14 protein-coding genes and 1 riboswitch are annotated in these 18,793 nt (G+C 65.3%); of the genes, 7 read left to right on the top strand and 7 right to left on the bottom strand.

The window, feature by feature from the left end:
* Positions 1–333: 333 nt before the first annotated feature.
* A complete protein-coding gene (locus AC3WVQ_RS27760) occupies positions 334–1,623 on the top strand; it encodes a patatin-like phospholipase family protein (RefSeq protein ID WP_181529518.1) in 1,290 nt (429 codons plus the stop codon).
* A 43-nt stretch (positions 1,624–1,666) separates the two neighbouring features.
* On the opposite strand, the gene AC3WVQ_RS27755 is transcribed toward AC3WVQ_RS27760, so the two are convergent.
* The 3 genes from AC3WVQ_RS27755 to AC3WVQ_RS27745 all read right to left on the bottom strand — a co-directional run bounded on the left by AC3WVQ_RS27755 (position 1,667) and on the right by AC3WVQ_RS27745 (position 8,569).
* Positions 1,667–2,728 (bottom strand): glycoside hydrolase family 25 protein, encoded by a 1,062-nt coding sequence (locus AC3WVQ_RS27755; protein WP_192444624.1) that lies wholly within the window; start codon positions 2,726–2,728, stop codon positions 1,667–1,669.
* Positions 2,729–2,897: 169 nt separating this feature from the next.
* Positions 2,898–4,457, bottom strand: coding sequence for a B12-binding domain-containing radical SAM protein (locus AC3WVQ_RS27750; protein WP_090296481.1), 1,560 nt, complete (start codon positions 4,455–4,457; stop codon positions 2,898–2,900).
* A complete protein-coding gene (locus tag AC3WVQ_RS27745) occupies positions 4,454–8,569 on the bottom strand; it encodes an AAA family ATPase (protein WP_492383271.1) in 4,116 nt (1,371 codons plus the stop codon). The genes AC3WVQ_RS27750 and AC3WVQ_RS27745 overlap by 4 nt, the downstream gene beginning before the upstream one ends.
* A 171-nt stretch (positions 8,570–8,740) precedes the next feature.
* Between AC3WVQ_RS27745 and AC3WVQ_RS27740 the strand changes: the two genes are divergently transcribed.
* Complete coding sequence (locus AC3WVQ_RS27740; RefSeq protein WP_268088178.1) at positions 8,741–10,426, top strand: amidohydrolase family protein; 1,686 nt, start codon at positions 8,741–8,743, stop codon at positions 10,424–10,426.
* Positions 10,427–10,459: 33 nt separating this feature from the next.
* On the opposite strand, the gene AC3WVQ_RS27735 is transcribed toward AC3WVQ_RS27740, so the two are convergent.
* The 4 genes from AC3WVQ_RS27735 to thiO are packed head-to-tail and all read right to left on the bottom strand — an operon-like array spanning position 10,460 to position 13,004.
* The gene (locus tag AC3WVQ_RS27735; RefSeq protein WP_159415750.1) at positions 10,460–11,065 is read right to left on the bottom strand and encodes a thiamine phosphate synthase; all 606 of its coding nucleotides are present in this window, start codon (positions 11,063–11,065) and stop codon (positions 10,460–10,462) included.
* Entirely contained in the window at positions 11,062–11,835 is a 774-nt protein-coding gene (locus tag AC3WVQ_RS27730) for a thiazole synthase (RefSeq protein WP_268088180.1), read from the bottom strand. The genes AC3WVQ_RS27735 and AC3WVQ_RS27730 overlap by 4 nt, the downstream gene beginning before the upstream one ends.
* A gap of 3 nt (positions 11,836–11,838) precedes the next feature.
* Positions 11,839–12,036, bottom strand: a complete 198-nt coding sequence (thiS, locus tag AC3WVQ_RS27725; protein ID WP_060583946.1) for a sulfur carrier protein ThiS — start codon at positions 12,034–12,036, stop codon at positions 11,839–11,841.
* On the bottom strand, positions 12,033–13,004 hold the full coding sequence (thiO, locus tag AC3WVQ_RS27720) for a glycine oxidase ThiO (protein ID WP_268088186.1): 972 nt from the start codon (positions 13,002–13,004) through the stop codon (positions 12,033–12,035). The genes thiS and thiO overlap by 4 nt, the downstream gene beginning before the upstream one ends.
* A gap of 161 nt (positions 13,005–13,165) precedes the next feature.
* A riboswitch (TPP riboswitch) is annotated at positions 13,166–13,286 on the bottom strand.
* A 423-nt stretch (positions 13,287–13,709) separates the two neighbouring features.
* Here thiO and bioB point away from each other — a divergent pair.
* The 5 genes from bioB to AC3WVQ_RS27695 are packed head-to-tail and all read left to right on the top strand — an operon-like array spanning position 13,710 to position 18,754.
* Positions 13,710–14,726: a biotin synthase BioB gene (gene bioB, locus AC3WVQ_RS27715; RefSeq protein WP_060521901.1), complete on the top strand. Its 1,017-nt coding sequence runs from the start codon at positions 13,710–13,712 to the stop codon at positions 14,724–14,726.
* On the top strand, positions 14,723–15,868 hold the full coding sequence (locus AC3WVQ_RS27710) for an 8-amino-7-oxononanoate synthase (RefSeq protein ID WP_268088190.1): 1,146 nt from the start codon (positions 14,723–14,725) through the stop codon (positions 15,866–15,868). Before bioB ends, AC3WVQ_RS27710 begins: the two co-directional genes overlap by 4 nt.
* The gene (gene bioD, locus AC3WVQ_RS27705; protein ID WP_268088192.1) at positions 15,865–16,503 is read left to right on the top strand and encodes a dethiobiotin synthase; all 639 of its coding nucleotides are present in this window, start codon (positions 15,865–15,867) and stop codon (positions 16,501–16,503) included. The genes AC3WVQ_RS27710 and bioD overlap by 4 nt, the downstream gene beginning before the upstream one ends.
* Positions 16,500–17,768: an adenosylmethionine--8-amino-7-oxononanoate transaminase gene (locus AC3WVQ_RS27700; protein ID WP_060644568.1), complete on the top strand. Its 1,269-nt coding sequence runs from the start codon at positions 16,500–16,502 to the stop codon at positions 17,766–17,768. The genes bioD and AC3WVQ_RS27700 overlap by 4 nt, the downstream gene beginning before the upstream one ends.
* Positions 17,765–18,754, top strand: coding sequence for a beta-ketoacyl-ACP synthase III (locus AC3WVQ_RS27695; RefSeq protein ID WP_268088195.1), 990 nt, complete (start codon positions 17,765–17,767; stop codon positions 18,752–18,754). The genes AC3WVQ_RS27700 and AC3WVQ_RS27695 overlap by 4 nt, the downstream gene beginning before the upstream one ends.
* The last annotated feature ends 39 nt before the right edge of the window (positions 18,755–18,793 follow it).

Raw genomic sequence — 18,793 nt, 5'->3', positions numbered from 1 at the left:
AGGTAATCCCGATCTTTGTCGCCGCACAATCATTCGTTGCGGGCGCCCTGCATGACATGCTGTCTCAATCTTGATCCTTAGGCTGTGAAGCAGTGAAACCTCAAGAACGGGGTTCGCGGACAAAGCCAACCCGGATCACGGCGCATGACATTCAGCAAACGGACGTCGCCTACACTCAGACAACGCAGGGAAAGGCCGGCTGGCTGGCGTGCAGCGCATCCGGTTGCACTTGCGCGCGCAGGTCGGTTCCTGCGTCACGGTACCTTGGCGCTCGCTCTTGCCACCGCCGGCTGCGCCGGCCCGGACGTGACGCCCACAAACAGGCGACTTGAATTGACGACGGGTGCCGTGCCGCTTGCGCAGTCGACGTTTGATGTGAGCGACACCGGCATTATCCTTGCCTTTTCCGGTGGCGGCGCCCGCTCTGCTGCCTTCGGCTACGGCGTCCTGTCGGCGTTGGCCGAGGCGCCGTCCCCGGGCGGGCGAGGGCGCCGGCTTGCCGACGATGTCGCGGTTGTTGCCGGCGTCTCCGGAGGTGCTGTGCTCGCCTCCTATTTTGCCTTGAACGGCCGCGCGGGCCTTGAGGATTTCCGCAAGCGGTTTCTCGGACGCGATGTCGAGGCCTCGCTCAGGACGTCGTTTTCACCGCCCAATATCCTGCGCGGCTATCGCGGCGGGGTGAACGATCTCTCCGGTTTTCCGGCCTGGCTCGACGCCAACCTGTTTAACGGCGCAACGCTCGGCAACATCTCGCGCTCCGGCCATCCGCGCCTGGTGATCCACGCGACCGATCTCTATAACCGCGCACCGTTCATCTTCGACCGCGCCTCGTTCACCGCCATCTGCAGCAGCTACGACGACTATCCGCTCGCCTATGCGGTTGCGGCCTCGGCCGCCGTCCCGGTCGTTTTCGCGCCGCTGACCTTGCAGAACTTCCGAAGCGGTTGCGAGGCGTTGCCGGAAGCGAAAACACAGAAGACAGGGGTTCGCGCGCCGGGCTCGCTCGTTGCGCGCGAATACGCTGGCTCCCTCAGGCGCTATGAAACGGCAAGGGATCTCAACTATCTGAAACTCTACGATGGCGGCCTGGTCGATGGCGTCGGAACGCAAAGCCTGCTGCACCTGATGGGCCGGGGTGCTCCGGAACCCATCCCAGCGGAGCGCGCCTTCCGTCTCAGGCATTTGGTTGTCATCGTCGTCGATGCCTCCACGCGGATCGGCGGGGCCATCTCGAAGACAGTCGACAGCCCCAAGGCTCCCGATGCGATCGTCGCCGCCATCGACGCGATGATCAATATTCCCAATCTTCAGAGCTTCGATGCGCTGCGCGATCATCTGCCGGCCTGGCGGGAAAGCTTCGTGACTTGGCGGTGCGGCAGCAGCGGCGCCAAGCGGGGCTGCGGCGATCTCGATGTCGAGATCATCCGGCTGGCGCTGTCGGATGTATCCGAACCGGTGCTGGCGCGGCGGATCCTCGGGCTGCACAATCGGCTGAGCCTCAACGAAAAGGACGTCGATTTTCTTGCGGATCTCGGCCGGCGCCTGTTGCGCGACCATGCCGGCTATCGGCGGTTCCTCGACCGCGTCAACCATGGCGGGCCGAAGCTGGCCCGCGCGGATTGAGAGGTTGCAGACTGAGAAGGCAGGTTAGCGAGAGCCTGCCGGCTCAGTTCGCCCGTGCCTCCAGCCAGTCGTGCCACTGGTCCTCGCTGCCGTGGAAGACGTTGAGGTCGATCTTGCCATCGACCCCTTGAGAAAGGCCAGAACCGGAATACTGCCAGAACAGCCACTTGCGGTTCGGGTAGACGATCGACGGGTGCTGGGCGACGGCACGCAGCCAGAACGGATAGTTCTTGAAAGCGCCCTGCAGGTTGTCGGCGTAGAAGTCCGGCGCCGTGTAGATGATAGGACGCTGGCCGTAATGGGCCTCGAGCTTGTCCATGAACACCTGCATCTTTTCGCGCACGCGCTCGGGCGACAGGCGACGCTTGCAGCTCGATTCGCCATTATACTCGACGTCGATGACAGGCGGCAGCGCGCCCGGTTCACGCGGAACGTTGCGGATGAACCAGTCGGCCTGTTCGCCGGCCGTGCGGCACCAGTAGAAGAAGTGATAGGCGCCGCGACGGATGCCGGCCGCCTTGGCAGCGCGCCAGTTCTTCTTGAACATCGGATCGAGGTGGTCGCCGCCATCGGTCGCCTTGATGAAGGCGAAGTTCGCCCCTTGTGTACGCAGCCGAGCCCAGTCGATGTCAGCCTGCCAGCGCGAGACGTCGACGCCATGCACGGCCATCTTGCGCGGATTTTTGGCGCGGCCGAAGTTGATCGGCTTGGCGTCACGGAAACGATGACCGTAGATGCGCGAGCGGCCCTGTGGCATCGCCTGGGTCACCGGATTTTCCGGCGCGACGAAAGCGACCGGCCGCGCGTCCGGAACAGGCGCGGCGAGCGTCGTCGTGGTGTTTGACGCGGGTGCAAAGGCTTCCGGCTCCGGGACCGGTCCGGCCCAGGCGAGCATTTCTTGGGGCGGTGCTGATTGAACGTTCTGCGGCGGCGTCATCTGCGCGACCCGCGCGCCGACATTGGCGGCGGGCACCGGTGCGGCCGACATTGCGACCGAACTCGTCGTTTCGCGCGAGGGCGGCGCGATGGTGTCCAGGCTCGAACTGGAGGAGCAGCCCGAAATGAGGCCAGCAAAAAGGATTGCGGTCGCAGCTGAAAGACGCATGGGCACCCGTACGCAAAACAAGGTCGACGGCGATCGCCGGCCGACAGGTGTGAAATAGCTAACGGAAACTTACCCAAAAAGTTTGAATCCAATCTTACCAAGCGAACCCAATTTCACGCACTGGAGGTTGCATCGGGCCGGGCACTTTGACGCAGGCGTGGTGGCGCTGTCAGCTGGACGAATGTTCGATGCCGGTGCCTGTCCGTTGCCGGCGGCTGGTGCGGAATTCGAGGTTGCGGGCGATGGTGTCGTCGAGCGCGCCGGACGCGTCGGTGATCATCGTCGGCGCAAAATGCGAACGGAAACCCTCGCCGACCCGGAAGGCTGGTGTGTAGAGCGGGCCGAGCGGCTGTGTCGTCGTCACATAGGTGAGATTTTCGTCGCTTCCCGAGCGCGTCGGCAGGCCGTGGCGATGCAGGACCGAAGGAAGCGCGAGGCGCAGGCTGTTGGCCAGCAGGTGGATCATCTGCCGCCCGGAAAGCGAGTGGCGGTAGTTGCGGTAGAACCCCAGGCAATGGCGCAGGATACGGGCGCGGTTGCCGTCGAGGCGCGACAACTTGCGGGCAAAGAGGGCCACGTCCTCAAGACCATCGAGCGGACGGGTCATCAGGGTGAAGCCATCCATGTCGCGCAGCTTGGCCGAGGGCAGGAAGCGTTCGTCGGCGACGCACTCGTCGAAGAGCGGCGTGCCGAGCAGCGGGATCGTCAGGCTCAGGAACGCCGGCAGAGGCATCGTGGTTTCGCCGGTGATGAAGGCGAGCTCCTCCTGCATAGCCTCGATCGTCTGCGACGACGGATCGAACATCAAGCCATACTGGAAGGCGACGCCGGCGTTGAGGCAGGTCTGGATCGCCTCCAGTTGCGGCACCACCAGGTTCTGCTTTTTCTGGTAGCGTTTCAGTTGCGCTTCGTTCAGCGTTTCGACGCCGCTGAAAAGGCCGAGACAGCCGGCCGCCCGCACGGCTTCCAGATTGGCGGGATCGCGGAAGAAGTCGCCGGTGACGAGCGCAATCCAGCCCTGAAACAGCCCCTCCCGCCACAGCGATCGGATCACTTCGAGCTTGTCATAGAAGACGTCCTTGCTGTTGCCGTAGAAGTTGTTGTCGATGAACAGCACGTATTTCTTCGGCGGGGCGTTGCGCAGCTGCGCCTCGATATAGGCGGGGTCGTAGCTGTGATAGCGTCTGCCTTCGGCGGTTAGCGCACAGAAGCTACACTTGAAATTGCAGTAGCGGCTCGTCTCGATGTAGCTGACCGGACCGCGCCAATTGGCAAGGTCGAAGCGCGGCAGGATCGTCTCGGAGACGGCCCATTCGCCAAACACCTCCCTGATGACCGCCTGCATCTCCTCGACGTCACCGTCGCAGGCGTAGTCGAAGGTTTCGGCGCTCGAAACCGGCAGATTGCGCACGACCGGCCCGCCGGCGACGACGACGCAACCGGGTGACTTGGTGCGGGCATAGGCCGTCAGGTGCTGCATCCGGTCGAAGGCTGCGGTCACGCCCGTCAACACCAGCATGTCGAGGTCGGCAAAGGCTGCCTCGTCGACGAGCGGTCCGTCATGGAATTCGCTGTAGGCGCGAAGGTCCACGCGGTCGCGGGCAAAGGCGCCCGCCAGGAACAGGTGGCCGGTTCCCTGGGGGATGAAGTCGGGGCGGCCCCTGGGGTTCCGGGTTTCGTCGAAATGGGCTAGCACGATCAGGATGCGGGGAGGACTGGGACGGTTCATGCGCGGCTCCCCTGAGATCTGGCAAACTGGACATGCGGCGCCTGGTCGGTTTGGCCAAGCGGAAGAACCTCGCACCACGTGGCCCGGCGCAGCGAAAACATCGTCTCGAACGCCTGGCGCGCTTCGGCGTCTCTCGGTCCGGCGGCATGCTGCAGGGCGGCAAGCGCGACGGCCGGCATCTCCAGCCGGATCGCCTCCGCGAGGGCATACTGGGTGACGCGCTCGGCGCGGCGTTGTTGGCCGCGGCGCAGATGTAGGGTCGCTTCGCCGAGCGCTGCCACCGGTCGGCCGATCGGGTAAACCCGCGCAAAGCGCTCGAGTTTTCTAAGGACGAGCTGTGCGGCCAGCAGGTCGCCTCCGTCAGGGTCGCTGGCGACATCGAAGAGACGGGCGAGCGCCGGTAGCGTTCGCGTCTTCATCGCCGGGTTGAGCGTCTCGCACCAGGAAAGCGCGCGCTCGAGCCAGCTTGCGGCCTCCGTGCTGTTGCCCCGGCGCCGGGCGGCCTCGCTCAGAAGCGATGCGCCTTCGATCGAATGGACGAGTTCCAGCCCGTCACCCTTTTCGCGAAGGATCTGTTCGAGTTCGTCGAGGTCGGTGTCGATCGCGTTCCAGCGGCCAAGTGCTGCGTGGCCCCTGAGACGGCCGAGCAGGCCGCAGCCGAGCACCTGCATGTCCCCGCGCCGGCGCCCCTCCTCGCAGATCCGCTGCACGAGGATCTCCCAGGGCGCGATGCCCTCGAAGGCGGAGGTCAAAAGCCAAGGGCCGGAAATCGTCTCCAGCCCGACCGCCACTTCGCACCAGCGCCTCAGGTCGCCGACCGTCGCCGCATTGTTCAGGCCGGCCTCGAACGCCCGCTTGCCCGCGTGCCAATGACCGATGCCGATCTGGTACATGCCCGACAGTAAGTCGACCCGCACGCGCGTTCCCAACTGGTCGACGCGTTCGGAAAGTGCTGCCGCCAGCCGACTGTAGTGTTCGGCCTGGCTGTGCAGCGGGATCACGCCGCATATGGCGCCGAGGCTGGCATAATTGGCGGCGGTCGTCGGAGAGACGTATTTGTTTCTTTCGGCAAGGTTCGTCGCCCTCAGCGTCGCATGGATCAGCCGCAGCTTCTCGCTGGTGAAGTAATAGATCCGCGTCAGGTCCTCATGCGCCTTCGCCGCAAGCAGGAAGGGATCGGACGGCGATCGCGAGATTTCGCGCTTCAGGATCCAGTCCGCGTCGCGGTGGATGGTGCGGCGCCACACCTGTTCGGCGAGATCGAGTACGAGATGCAGCGCGAGGCCGGCAGAGGTGCGCGGCAGCGGCAGGCCGGAAAGCCGCAGTCCTTCCTCATAGGCATGGCGGGCCGCTTCGGCGCGGCCAAGATTGAGGCTGGCTTCGCCGAGCAGGAAGCAGGCGGCCGCCCGTCTTGCCGGTAGAATGGTGATCGAAAGGTCGCGCGCTGTCTTGAAGAAGCGCTCGATCAGATCGACAACCGCGGCGTTGTCGAACTGGCGCAGCCGCAGTTCGGCAACGCGGTCCAGATAGTTGAAGGCCTGCGCGGCGTCGCCTGCGCGCTCCCAGTGGCTGAGCACGCGCGGCAGGTTTTCCGCATTGTCCGGCTGCCCGCCTTCCTCCATCGCCTTGGCGATCGCGCGATGCGCTTCATGGCGCTGTTCCGACAACAGGCTTTCGTAGATCGCCTGGCGGATGACGGCATGGCTGAACATGAACCGGCCCGGGCGGTCGTCGGCGGGCTTGATCAGATGCGCCGCCTGCAGCCGCTCGATGCTCGCCTCGATGTCCAGTGCCGTCTTCCTGATCGGCGGCAGCGCGCCAAGCTCGGCAAGCGAGAAGGTCGCGCCCATGGCGCTTGCGATCTTCAGGAGAACCTGCAGCTCTGCCGGAAGCTGGTCGGTCCGGGCAATCACGGTAACCTTGGCGGTGTTGAGCAGGGTCGCATCGTTCGAGCGGGGCTCGGAGAGCAGCGAGACGGCTGCGGCAGGTTCGGCCGCCTTGGGCAGCCGGCGCTCGCCGATCATCCGGCAGATTTCGCAAATCAGCAGCGGGTTTCCGGCCGACTGCGCATAGACCGCCTCGCCGAAGCCGTCGGCGGGCGAGTTGCTGCCGATTGATGCGCGAACGAGCGCGATCGTACCCTCGAAGTCGAGCGGCAAAAGATCGAGCGTCTGGGCGCCGTTGTGGTGCAGGCCGGTCCACCGGGTCAGGTCTTCCTGTGTGCGGGTCGTCCGGGTCGATACGACCACCGGCACGGGTGCCGCCCCTGAAACCAGCCGCCCGAGCAGCTGGCCGGACGCCTCGTCGAGCCAGTGCACATCTTCGAGCACGACGAAGCCCTGTCCCCCGGCGAGACTGTCGGCCATGAGCTCGCTCAGCAGCTCGCGTAGCCGATGGGAGCGCCCGTCGCCGGACATGGCCCGGGTCTCCGGCGTGTCCGGCAAGGTGAGGTTGATGGCATCGTTGAGCAGCGGCGCGAGGGAAGCAAGCTCCGGTCTTTCCGCAAAGAAGAGCGCCACCTGGTCCGTGGCCTCGGCGCCGCGCAGATCGCCGATACCGAGCAGGTCGCGGATAACCCCGCGCCAGGCGAAATAGGGGACGTCGCTTTCGATGTCGTCGGCATTGCCGACGAGCACGCGGTTGCCGCGGTCGCGACAGCGCTCGACGAAGGCGCGCAGAAGGGCCGACTTCCCGACGCCGGAATCGCCCTTGACGATCATGATGCCGGACTGCCCCCTGCGCGCGCTTTCGAGATAGGCGGAAAGGGCCGTCATTTCGGCCGCACGGTTGAGGAGTGCCGGTGACTTGGTGTCGATCGTTGCGACCGTCTCGGCAATCGGCGCGAAGGCAGACACGCCGCCGCGCACGCCCGGTATGGCCAGCGACCACGGTCCGGAGAAGGCGATCTGGCTGGCCGTCTCCTTTGCCGTCGCCTGGTCGACAAGGATGCGCCCGGCGGCAACGCTTGCCAGGCGCGCGGCCATGTTCACGGCGGCGCCGACCACCGTGTAGTCCGCGCGGTGGCTGGCGCCGAGCGCGCCACAGAAGCTTTCGCCGGTGGAGATGCCGGCCGAAAGGCCGATATCGGGATCGTCGAGCTCGCCTGAAAGACGCAGCGCCGCAACGATCGCGCGGCGCGCATTGTCGGCATGTTTGGGGCCGGGCAGACCGAAGACCGCGAAGATCTCGAGACTGTTTGCGTGAAGGGCTGTGTGGAGGATTTCCCCGCCGGTGCGGCCGACAACGGCGATCGACCGTGCAACGAGCTGGTTCAGCCGATCGAGATCTTTCTCGAGGTCCGGGCCAACGATATGCACGAACAGGGCCGTAATGGTTCTCAGGTCCGCCAGCCACTCCGAAAGCGGCGATAGAAGCCGACCGCGCAGCGAAAGCGGCAGGTAGGCTTCAAGCCGCTTGCTGGCGAAGCCCGAAAGGGGGTGGGGCTGCCCGGTTGCGGTCGAATAGGGATCGATGCGTTCGAGGCGGGCGGTGCCCTCCCGGCCGGGCCGGCCGGTTGCCCGCTTGCCGATCAGCTGCCACACGGCGTCGGAGACGAGAATTTCGCCGGCATCGCTCAAAAGGCCGCAATGGTCCGCCTGCGCCAGGCAGTCGCCGCCGACGATCAGCCAGCGCTGGTCGATGCGGGGAACGAGGTGCAGCAGGGTGATGGTGCCGACGCCGACGGCGATGCGCAGCTGCAGCGCGTCCTCCGGCCCGCCCGGGCCGCCGATCTCTTCACGGATGCGGCCGGCACAATAGCAGCTGCGCCAGGCGGCCTGCTCCAGTTCGCTGTCGGAGGCAGCCTGCCAGCCGGCAAGCAGGCTGTCCCCGGCAAAGCTCAACACGGTGCCACCATGTTCCTCGATATGCCGGACGAGCGGCCCCATGTAGCCGTTGAGCAGCCGGCTCACCCGTTCGGCGCCGGCGGCGCGGTCGCTTTCGGACCATTTGGCGGTCAGGCGGGTAAAACCGGAGATGTCGGCGAACAGCAAGGCGCCGGGAAAGTCCTCGCGCGTCGGGCCAGCCGAATCCGTCGCCGCCGGGGCAGACCATCGAACCAGGGCTCCCGACAGGTAACGTTGGAATTCATTCTTGCCGGCGCCACCTACCACGCAAAATTCTCCCCAAGATTTTAGAGTAACATGCCTCCTTTCGCACTTAAAGGCCGCCCGTGTTGACCTATGGGTTTCCAGTAACGGCAAGTAAATATCTGTTCCACGCCGCTTGCTAACGGAGTAATGTTTGCCCGATTGTTCGAGGGGGTCTCGCAACAGGAGGGGATGATGGGGGTCGACTGGGCTGGTCCGGTCGCCGCCGTGACACGCCGCAATGTCTTGCGGCTGTTCTCGGCAGGCGTGATGGCGAATGTGCTTTCCGGGTGTCGACACGACTGGCCACCGGCCGCGGCCTGCGAGCTTCCCTACCCGATCGTCGACGTTCACTGCCATTTCTTCAACGCGGCCGATGTGCCCGTGGAAGGGCTGGTGCGCTATGTGGCGCTGCGGGAGAAACTGCCGGAAGCAAAACTCTCCGCCGATCCGCTGCAGTCGAAGCGTCTGGAAAACGCCCTGGTGGTCTTCCTCGTGACGGCCCTTGGCGACGTCGCGCCCAAGGCCAAGGCTGAGGACGCTATTCTCAAGAAGCGGGTGCCGCGCCCCTCCGACGCCGAGTTCGAGCGGCAGAAGGACGAGCAGTTGCGCATCGCCGTCAAGCAACTGGTCGCGCTAGCCGGCGAGCAGCGCGCATCGTTGACCGCACGAAGCGGCGCCGAAACGCCGGATTATCAAGGCCTGTTGGAACAGATCGGCGGCACCCCCGGCCTGCCGCAGGGCTTGCAGCGGCGCTCCGGCAGCGTGGAGGAGACGGATGTCGATGCCCTGGCGTCGGCCGCCAAGGCCCACGAACAGATCGGCAACTACCTTTCCTTCGTGCGCCTCATGCAGGACTACCGCGAAAACCTGGCGGAAACCTATGCCCGGATCTTCGCTTCGAAATGCCGGTTTTCCATGATCACGCCGAGCATCCTCGATTTCGAGAAGTCGATCGGCGGCAGGGCATCGCCGCAGCACGACCAGATCGACGTGATGGACGAGATCCAGCAGCTGGTGATCAAGCGGCACGGCATCCACATGCACAGCTTCGTCGGCTTCGATCCGCACCGGGAGGCGCAGAAGCGTGGCTCGTCGCTGGAAAACGTCCGCTACGCGATCATGGAAAAGGGCTTCATCGGCGTGAAGATCTACCCGCCGATGGGCTTCAAGGCATGGGGCAATGCGGATCCGGCGATCGATGCGGCGCTGAAGCGGCTCTACGACTGGTGCCGCGACAACAGCGTGCCGATCATGGCGCATGCGGAAAACAGCATCGGCGCCGGCTGCGGCTATGGCAATATGGCGAGCCCCGCCTACTGGAAGAAGCTGCTCGACACCAACCGTTACAATGACTTGCGGATCAATCTGGCGCATTTCGGCGCTTTCGATGAAGTCATTCGCCCAGGCGCACCGACGGGGGTCATGGTGTCCTGCGCCCAGGACAAATTCTCCGGTCCGCCGACCTGGGAGGACATCATTGGCGAGACGATCGGCCACGGGCGCCGGCCGAACCTGTTTGCCGACCTGAGCTACCTGAGCGAGCTCGTCACCGACAACACGCCCGGGCTGCACGAAAAAATCCGCGCGCTGCTCGACAAATGGCTGCGGGACTACGATCCCGATGCGCGCCATCTGATGTTCGGCACCGACTGGTCGATGATGGCGCTGGAGAAGGACTACAACGCCTACGTCCCGCGGATCGCCCAGCAACTGAAGGAGGCCAATGTGAGCGAGGAGGACCAGCAGAACATCTTCTGGAAGAACGCCTCCCGTTACCTCGGCCTCGACCGGCCGGGGCCGACCCGCCAGCGGCTCGCCACCTATTGTCGCAAGCGTGGCCTGGACGCCTCCTGGCTCTCGCAGCTGGAGATCGCCTGACCGCGAAACTGCTACCCGCGGTCCGGCACGTGCCTATCGCCACGGTGCGGTTCTGGCGATCCATTCGCGCGTCCGGCCTTCCGGGTCGGCGTTGCGGGTGATGTCGGTAACGACGGCGGCGATGTCGGCGCCGTGCTCGAAGACGCCGGCGATCCGCTCGACGTTGAGGCCGCCGATGGCGACCAGCGGCAGCAACCCGACACGGTTCCGCCAGGCGGCAAGGCGCGGCAGTCCCTGCGGCGCCCACTTCATAGCCTTGAGAATGGTCGGGTAAACCGGTCCGAGCGCGACATAGTCGGGCTTGGCAGCAAGTGCTGTCTCCAGTTCCGTCTCGTCATGGGTGCTGAGTCCGAGCTTCAGGCCGGCGGCGCGGATTGCAGTAAGGTCGGCCTCCGCCAGGTCCTCCTGGCCGAGATGGACGAAGTCGCAGCCTTCCGCGATCGCCAGTTGCCAGTAGTCGTTGACGATGAGCTGGCAGCCCTGCTCGTCGCAAACGGCCTTGGCCGCGCGGATCTCGCGGCGGATCTCCGCTTCCGTACGATCCTTGACGCGTAGCTGCACCAGCTTGACGCCGAGCGGCACCAGCCGCTCGATCCAATCCGTGCTGTCGACGATGAGATAGAAGGGGTCAAGTTTCACGCAAACACCGCCTTTCCGATGACGGGGGTGGAAGGGACGGCAAAATCGCGCGGCTCGAGCATGCCCGCCTCGAAGGCCTGCCGGCCGGCATCGATCGCGCCCGCGAACGCAGCGGCCATCAGCGCGGGCTTGGCGGCGCCGGCGACGGCGGTGTTGAGCAGGACGGCATCGAAGCCGAACTCCATCACCGTCGTTGCGTGCGAGGGCCGGCCGATGCCGGCATCGACGATCAGCGGCACATCGGGAAAGTTGGCCCGCATTGCCCTGAGCGCCTGGATGTTCTGCGGCCCCATGGCGCTGCCGATCGGCGCGCACCAGGGCATCAGCACCTTGCAGCCGGCTTCCACGAGCCGTTCGGCAACCACGAGATCATCCGTGGTGTAGGGAAAGACTTCGAACCCTTCGGCCGAGAGGATGCGCGCCGCCTCGACCAGCCCGAAGACATCGGGCTGCAGCGTATCGTGGTGGCCGATCACTTCGAGTTTCAGCCAGTTGGTGCCGAAGACCTCGCGCGCCATCTTGGCCGTCAACACCGCCTCTGACACCGAGTGGCAGCCGGCGGTGTTCGGCAGCACGTGCACGCCGAGCGCCCGGATCAGTTCGAAGAAGGCGCCGCCCTGGCGGCCTCCGGCGGTTTCGCGCCGGAGCGAGACCGTGACGATCTCAGTGCCTGACGATCGCACCGCATCTTCCATAACGGCGGGGGAGGGGTAGCGGGCGGTGCCGAGCAGCAACCGTGAGCGCAGGTCCTGTCCATAAAGCGTCAGCATGTCTCAGCCTCCTTTCATCGGCGAGAGAATTTCGATCCGGTCCCTGTCGCTGAGCGCATGACCCGAACGGTCGGCCCGGTGCACCAGTTCGCCGTTGACGGCGGTGGCGAGCCAGTCGCCTTCGAAATCAAGGGCGGCCAGAAGCTCGGCGAGGGTGGTGACGGCGAGGTCGTGATCCTCGCCATTGACGGTCAGTCTCATGCGGCATCTCCCTTCAGGTCCTGCGCAAGCGCGAGGTCGGCTGCTTCCGCCGCCAGGGCCGGCGAAAGCAGGAAGCCATGGCGGTAAAGTCCGTTGATCGTGATGGTCTGCTCGGTGCGCAGGGCGCGCGGCAGGTTGTTGGCGAAGGCGGGGCGGACGCCGGCGCCGGTTTCGACGAGGCGCGCTTCGCCGAAGGCCGGATGCAGCGCATAGGCGGCGTTCAGCAGTTCCATGAGGGAGCGGGCGGTGATCGGTCCGCCGTCATCCGTCTCGATCATCGTCGCCCCGCACATGAAGAGGCCGCCGCCGCGCGGCACGATGTAGAGCGGGATGCGGGGATGAATGAGCCTGACCGGCCGCGACAGTTCCACGTCGCTTGTCTGCAGGTAGAGCATTTCGCCGCGCACGCCCCGCAGGCCCGGCGTTTCGCCGATGCGTGCCGCGCCGGCGCAGTCGGCGACGAGATCGTGGTGGCCATCGTCGCTCGTCTCATCGAGGAAGGTGACGCCGTGATCGACAAGCTTCTGCCGCAACCGGCTCAGCGCCCGGCGCGGGTCGAGATGCGCCTCACCGGGAAAAAACAGCGCCTCGCGGAAACGTCCGGCAAGCGCCGGTTCCAGCCGTTCGATCGCGGCGGCGTCGAGCCATTCGAAGCCGGAGGTGCGTGAGGCAAAGCGCTTGAGTTCGCCCGCATCCCGTGGCGGGGCGACGACAAGCGTGCCGTTTCGGGAAACCTCGCCCGGCAGGGCGTCGTCCCACCAGTCGATGGCGCCGATGCCCTTCGTCAGCACCACCTCTTCGGCGCTCTCGCGTTCGCACCAGGGTGCCAGCATGCCGCCGGCAAACCAGGAGGCCGCGCCGGCAAAGCCTGGTTTTTGCTCGACAACCGTCACCGCGACACCGCGGGCGCTAAGTTCATGCGCCAGACAGAGCCCTGCGACGCCGGCACCTTTGACGAGGATCCGCATGGCTCAGTGTTCCCGCGAGGCGTGGGCGGGCCGTCGTGAGGGAAGCGGGATGGTGTTGGCGGTGTGCATGCCGAGGCTCCGATTGTGGAGACCCAGTTCACGAGCGAAGGAAGGGGAAGGACGCCTTGCCGTTGAATGGTCGCGTGAACGCGACGTTTGCGGCAGCGATGTCTGCACCGTCCCTACGCCAGTATGAACTGGATCAGGTTCAACGGGTCACTGCGCCGCGCAAACCGCATAGCAGAATCTCAGCCCCTTGGCGGGACACCCCTGGTGAATGCTCCAAGCTGACCGTTCGGGGCGGTTTTTGTCAAGAGCCAGCATTCGTGTGCGATGTGATCTCAGCTGCCGAGAAAATTATCTATAATTTTGCGACGAGAAAGCGGAAGCGTTGGCGGCGTGCTGAGGGGAGGAGTGTCAGGCGGGCAGAGCGGGTCGAAAAATACCGGAGAAGCCCCGCTCGTCCTCGTTTCTCGGGTGCGTTACGCCCGATTTCGGAAATGGGAGATGCGACCGATTGATTGGTGATTGTTGCCCTGTCTCGGCGGTTTCCAGATTCACTCACGGTCAAAATACAACCAGAAGGGTATTTGCTAACACAAACTCTCCACCTGGGTGCTTGCGAACTTTGCTGGTCGATAAAATTATAGATAATATCAGATTCTATCTATTTCGCGTTTGCGATGACCTGGAGGACGAGCCGAAATGCTGGACGGAACCCTATCAACTGGCGCTAATTTTACCCCGGGCGACGCGGGCGAATCCCGCTGGACCCAAGCGGAAGCTGAAAAAATCTATAATTTGCCGTTCAACGATTTGCTCTACCGCGCACACACGGTCCATCGTGCGCAGTTCGATCCCAACGCCATCCAGATGAGCCGGCTGCTCTCGATCAAGACCGGAGGCTGCGCCGAGGATTGCGGCTATTGCAGCCAGTCCGCCCACTATCCGACCGGGCTCAAGGCATCGAAGCTGATGGAGGTCGAGCGTGTGCTTGCCGAGGCGCGACAGGCGCGCGACGGCGGTGCGACGCGCTATTGCATGGGGGCCGCCTGGCGCAGCCCGAAGGACCGCGACATGGACGCGATCGTCGCCATGATCGGCGGTGTGCGGGCGCTTGGCATGGAAACCTGCATGACGCTCGGGATGCTGACGCCGGACCAGTCCGCACGGCTCGCCGAGGCCGGGCTCGACTACTACAACCACAATGTCGATACCTCCGAACGCTTCTACGGCGAGATCATCACCACCCGCAGCTTTGCCGACCGGCTGGAGACGCTCGCGAATGTCCGCGACGCCGGCATCAAGGTCTGCGCCGGTGGCATTCTCGGCATGGGCGAAACCGCCGACGACCGGATCTCCATGCTGGTGACGCTCGCCAATCTGCCGGTGCCGCCCGAAAGCGTGCCGATCAACATGCTGATCCCGATCCCGGGCTCGAAGCTGGCCGATGCAGCGCCCGTCGATCCGATCGATTTCGTCCGCACCATCGCGCTTGCCCGCATCCTGATGCCGCTATCGCATGTCCGGCTTTCGGCCGGCCGGACCGACATGAGCGACGAGACGCAGGCGCTCTGTTTCTTCGCCGGCGCCAATTCGATCTTTGTCGGCGAAACCCTGCTGACCGCCGACAATCCCGGCGAGGACCATGATGCGGCGCTCTTCCGACGCCTGGGGTTGAAGCCGATGGCTCCGGCGGCAAGGCAGGATGCGGCCGAATGACCCTGGGTCTGTTTGCGCGCTATGAGAAGACGCTGGAGGGCCTTGATCGCAAGGGCCGCCGGCGCGCACTTGCCCCCGCTGGCGGCCTGGATTTTACCTCGAACGACTACCTGGCGCTCGCCGCTTCGACGCGGCTGAAGGCGGCGATAACGAGTGCCATCGCGCGCGGCGTGCCGGTCGGCTCCGGCGGCTCACGGCTGTTGCGCGGCAATCACGAAGAACACGAGGCGCTTGAGGCGGAAGCGGCCACCTTCTTCGGCGCGGAACGAATGCTCTTCTTCGGCAGCGGCTATGCCGCCAATGCTGCCCTGTTTTCGACGCTGCCGCAGCGCGACGACCTCATCGTCCACGATGCCCTGATCCATGCGAGCGCCCATGAAGGCATCGCTGCGAGCAAGGCCGATTCGGTTGCGGCAGCGCACAACGATATCGACGCCTTTGCCGATGCGATCGGCCAATGGCGCCGCGCCGGCGGCACAGGGCGCCCGTGGATTGCCGTCGAAAGCCTCTATTCGATGGATGGCGATCGGGCGCCGCTCGCTGACCTCTTAGCGCTTGCCGCGCAGCATGACGGCTTTCTCGTCATCGACGAGGCGCACGCGACCGGCGTCTTCGGGCCGGAAGGTCGCGGTCTCGCCGCTGAGCTGGAGGACCGGGAGAACGTCGTCATGCTGCATACTTGCGGCAAGGCGCTCGGTGTTTCCGGCGCACTGGTCGGAACAAGCGCCGTGCTTTGCGACTATCTCGTCAACCGCGCCCGCAATTTCATCTATTCGACCGCGCCCTCGCCACTCATCGCGGCCGCGGTGCGTGAAGCGCTCGCCGCCCTCGTCGACGAGCCGGAACGCCGCGCCGCATTCGACGACCTCAGGTCTTTCGCCAACCGGGCGCTTGCCGAAGTGCTCGGCATCGAAGGCAGCGGCTCGCAGATCCTGCCCATCCCGATCGGTGATAACGGCCGAGCGGTCCGCATCGCCGCCCGTATGCGCGCCGAGGGTTACGATGTCAGGGCAATCCGCCCGCCGACGGTGCCGGAAGGCACCGCGCGTCTTCGGATCGCCATCACCCTCAACGTCGACCGGGCCGCAATCGTGCAGATGCTGCAGCAGTTGAAGATCGCGATCGCGAAGGAGCGGCCATGAAAACCCGTATTGTGATCACCGGTACCGATACCGGCATCGGCAAGACCATCTTTTCCGCAGCCCTCACCGATGCGCTCGACGGTTGCTACTGGAAGCCTGTGCAGTCAGGGCTCGACGAAGAAACCGACAGCGAAACCGTCGCCCGGCTTGGTCGGTTGTCGTGTGACCGCGTCCTGCCCGAAGCCTACAGGCTCGCAACACCGGCATCGCCGCACCTGTCAGCACGGATCGACGGCGTCACCATCGACCCGGAGCATCTTTCCCCGCAGGCGGTGGAACGACCGCTGGTGATCGAAGGCGCAGGCGGGCTTCTGGTGCCGCTGACGGAGCACACGGTCTTTGCGGATGTCTTTGCGCGCTGGCTGATCCCGGTGGTTGTCTGCGCTCGCACCGGGCTCGGCACGATCAACCACACCCTCTTGTCGCTCGAAGCGCTGCGCCGCCGCGCCATTCCCGTTCTCGGCGTCGCCTTCATCGGCGACGCGCAGGAGGACAGCGAAGCGATCATCGCGCGCCTTGGCGGGGTGCGCCGGCTCGGGCGGCTGCCGCGGCTCGACCCGCTGACGCCCGACCGCCTGCGCCACGCCTTCGCCGAGAATTTCAACATCGCCGATTTTCGAGGGATGCCGGCATGAAGAGCTCCGCCGTCTGGTATCCCTTCACCCAGCATGCCCTCGAACCGGCGATGCGCCGCATCGTCGGCACCGAAGGAGCGTATCTCGTCGACGAAGATGGCGCGTCGATCCTCGATGCGATTTCGTCCTGGTGGGTTATCACCCACGGCCACCGTCACCCCACGATCATGGAGGCGATCCGCAGGGCTACGGAGACCTACGACCAGATCATCTTCGCCGAATATACTCACGCACCGGCGGAAGACCTGGCGCGCGGGCTGATCGAGATCGCACCGCCCGGGCTCTCCCATGTGTTTTATTCCGATAGCGGTTCGACTGCGGTCGAGGTCGCGCTGAAGATGGCGCTCGGGTTCTTCCACAACAGCGGCCAGCCGCGGAGCCGGATCTGTGTGCTGGAGCATGGCTATCACGGCGACACGATCGGCACGATGTCGGCCGGCGAAAGAGGCGTCTTCAATGCCGCCTACGCGCCGCTGCTCTTCGCCGTCGATCGCCTGCCCTTTCCGGAGCCGGGCCGGGAGCAGGCAACGCTCGACGCCTTCGAACAGGCTTGCGCTTCCGGCGAGGTTGCCGCCCTGTTGATCGAGCCTCTGCTGCTTGGCGCCGGTGGCATGAAGACCTATCCGGCTTCCGTGCTGTCCGAGCTGAAACGCATTGCCGAACGGCATGGCAGCCTGCTGATCGCCGACGAGGTGATGACCGGTTGGGGGCGGACGGGCAGCCTGTTTGCCTGCGAGCAGGCCGGGATCGCGCCCGATATTCTCTGCACCTCGAAGGGGCTGACCGGCGGCGCGCTTCCTCTGGCCGCGACGCTTTGCACCTCGGAGATCTTCGAGGCGCATCTTTCGGTCGACCGACGCAAGACCTTCTTCCATTCGAGTTCCTACACGGCCAACCCGATCGCCTGTGCCGCGGCACTTGCCAATCTCGCCGTCTGGAGACAGGAGCCGGTGGGAGCGCGTATCGAAACCTTGGTCGCGCGCCAGCGTCGACATCTGGCGCGCTTCGCCGACGATCCTCGCTTCGTCGACGTTCGCCAAATCGGCACCATTACAGCCCTCGACCTCACGGTGCCGTCCGGCGGCTATCTCGCCGAGGTCGGCCCGCAGCTCAGGGCGTTTTTCCGCAAGCGTGGTTTGCTGATCCGTCCGCTCGGCAACGTCATCTACCTGATGCCGCCCTATTGCGTCACCGATGCCGATCTCGGGCGGGCCTATGACGCGATCGACGAGGCGGCGTCGCTCTTCGGGGCAGGGCAGCTATGAGGCTCGTTCGCTCATCCCGGATCGTCGGTTTCGGCCATGCGGTGCCGGAGCGGCGTGTCGCCAACGGCGAAATCGAGACGACGCTCGGGCTTGAGCCCGGCTGGATCGAGCGCCGCACCGGCATTCGCGAGCGGCGCTGGGCCGCGTCTGAAGACACGCTGTCGGGGCTTGCAGCAAAGGCGGGCGCAATGGCGCTCGAAGATGCCCGCACCCCGGCCGCCAATATCGCCCTGGTCCTGCTTGCGACCTCGACGCCCGATCACCTGCTGCCGCCTTCAGCACCCCTGCTCGCCCATCGTCTCGGCCTTTCCAACGCTGGTGCGATCGACCTTGCCGGCGCCTGCTCGGGTTTCCTCTACGCGCTGACGCTTGCCGATGGTTTCGCGCGGGCTCAGGGAAAGCCGGTGCTGGTGGTGGCGGCCAACATCTTGAGCCGCAGGATCAATCTGGCCGAGCGGGCGAGCGCCGTGCTCTTTGCCGATGCGGCCGGCGCCGTCGTCGTCGCGCCGTCCGATGACCCGCAAACCGGCCTCGTCGGCGTTGACCTCGCCGCCGACGGCAGCCGCTACGATCTGATCTCTATTGCCGCCGGCGGCGGCAACAGGCCGTTTTCCGCCGACACCAGGCCCGAGGACCTGTTGATGACAATGCGCGACGGGCGCGAGATGTTCGCGCAGGCGGTGGAGATGATGACGGCCTGTGCCGTGAACGCCATGGACGCCGCCGGCTGCGTGGCCTCGGACATCAGCCGCTTCGTGCCGCATCAGGCCAATGCCCGCATTTTCGACGCCGTCTGCGATCGTCTCGGCATCGCGCCGTCGAAAACGGTGCGCACGATCTCGGACTACGGCAATTCGTCGGCCGCGACCATCCCGCTGTCGCTATCGCTGGCGCACCGAGAAAAACCCTTCGTCTCCGGCGAAAAGCTGTTGCTGACGGCGGCCGGCGCGGGGCTTGCGGGAGGGGCGGCAGTGCTCGCGATCTGATGACGCGTCGACGGCAGCCACGCCGCGTAACCTGGGGCG

The sequence above is a fragment of the Ensifer sp. EB106-05-01-XG146 genome, assembly GCF_058791875.1.
Note: the sequence above shows the minus strand (reverse complement) of the source record. Positions and strands in the feature narration are given on the sequence as shown.

Coding starts and splice junctions, on each gene's coding strand:
- AC3WVQ_RS27755 (WP_192444624.1), bottom strand. CDS start 2,728: ATGCGTCTTTCAGCTGCGACCGCAATCCTTTTTGCTGGCCTCATTTCG.
- AC3WVQ_RS27750 (WP_090296481.1), bottom strand. CDS start 4,457: ATGAACCGTCCCAGTCCTCCCCGCATCCTGATCGTGCTAGCCCATTTC.
- AC3WVQ_RS27740 (WP_268088178.1), top strand. CDS start 8,741: ATGGGGGTCGACTGGGCTGGTCCGGTCGCCGCCGTGACACGCCGCAAT.
- AC3WVQ_RS27730 (WP_268088180.1), bottom strand. CDS start 11,835: ATGCTGACGCTTTATGGACAGGACCTGCGCTCACGGTTGCTGCTCGGC.
- thiS (WP_060583946.1), bottom strand. CDS start 12,036: ATGAGACTGACCGTCAATGGCGAGGATCACGACCTCGCCGTCACCACC.
- thiO (WP_268088186.1), bottom strand. CDS start 13,004: ATGCGGATCCTCGTCAAAGGTGCCGGCGTCGCAGGGCTCTGTCTGGCG.
- bioB (WP_060521901.1), top strand. CDS start 13,710: ATGCTGGACGGAACCCTATCAACTGGCGCTAATTTTACCCCGGGCGAC.
- AC3WVQ_RS27710 (WP_268088190.1), top strand. CDS start 14,723: ATGACCCTGGGTCTGTTTGCGCGCTATGAGAAGACGCTGGAGGGCCTT.
- bioD (WP_268088192.1), top strand. CDS start 15,865: ATGAAAACCCGTATTGTGATCACCGGTACCGATACCGGCATCGGCAAG.
- AC3WVQ_RS27700 (WP_060644568.1), top strand. CDS start 16,500: ATGAAGAGCTCCGCCGTCTGGTATCCCTTCACCCAGCATGCCCTCGAA.
- AC3WVQ_RS27695 (WP_268088195.1), top strand. CDS start 17,765: ATGAGGCTCGTTCGCTCATCCCGGATCGTCGGTTTCGGCCATGCGGTG.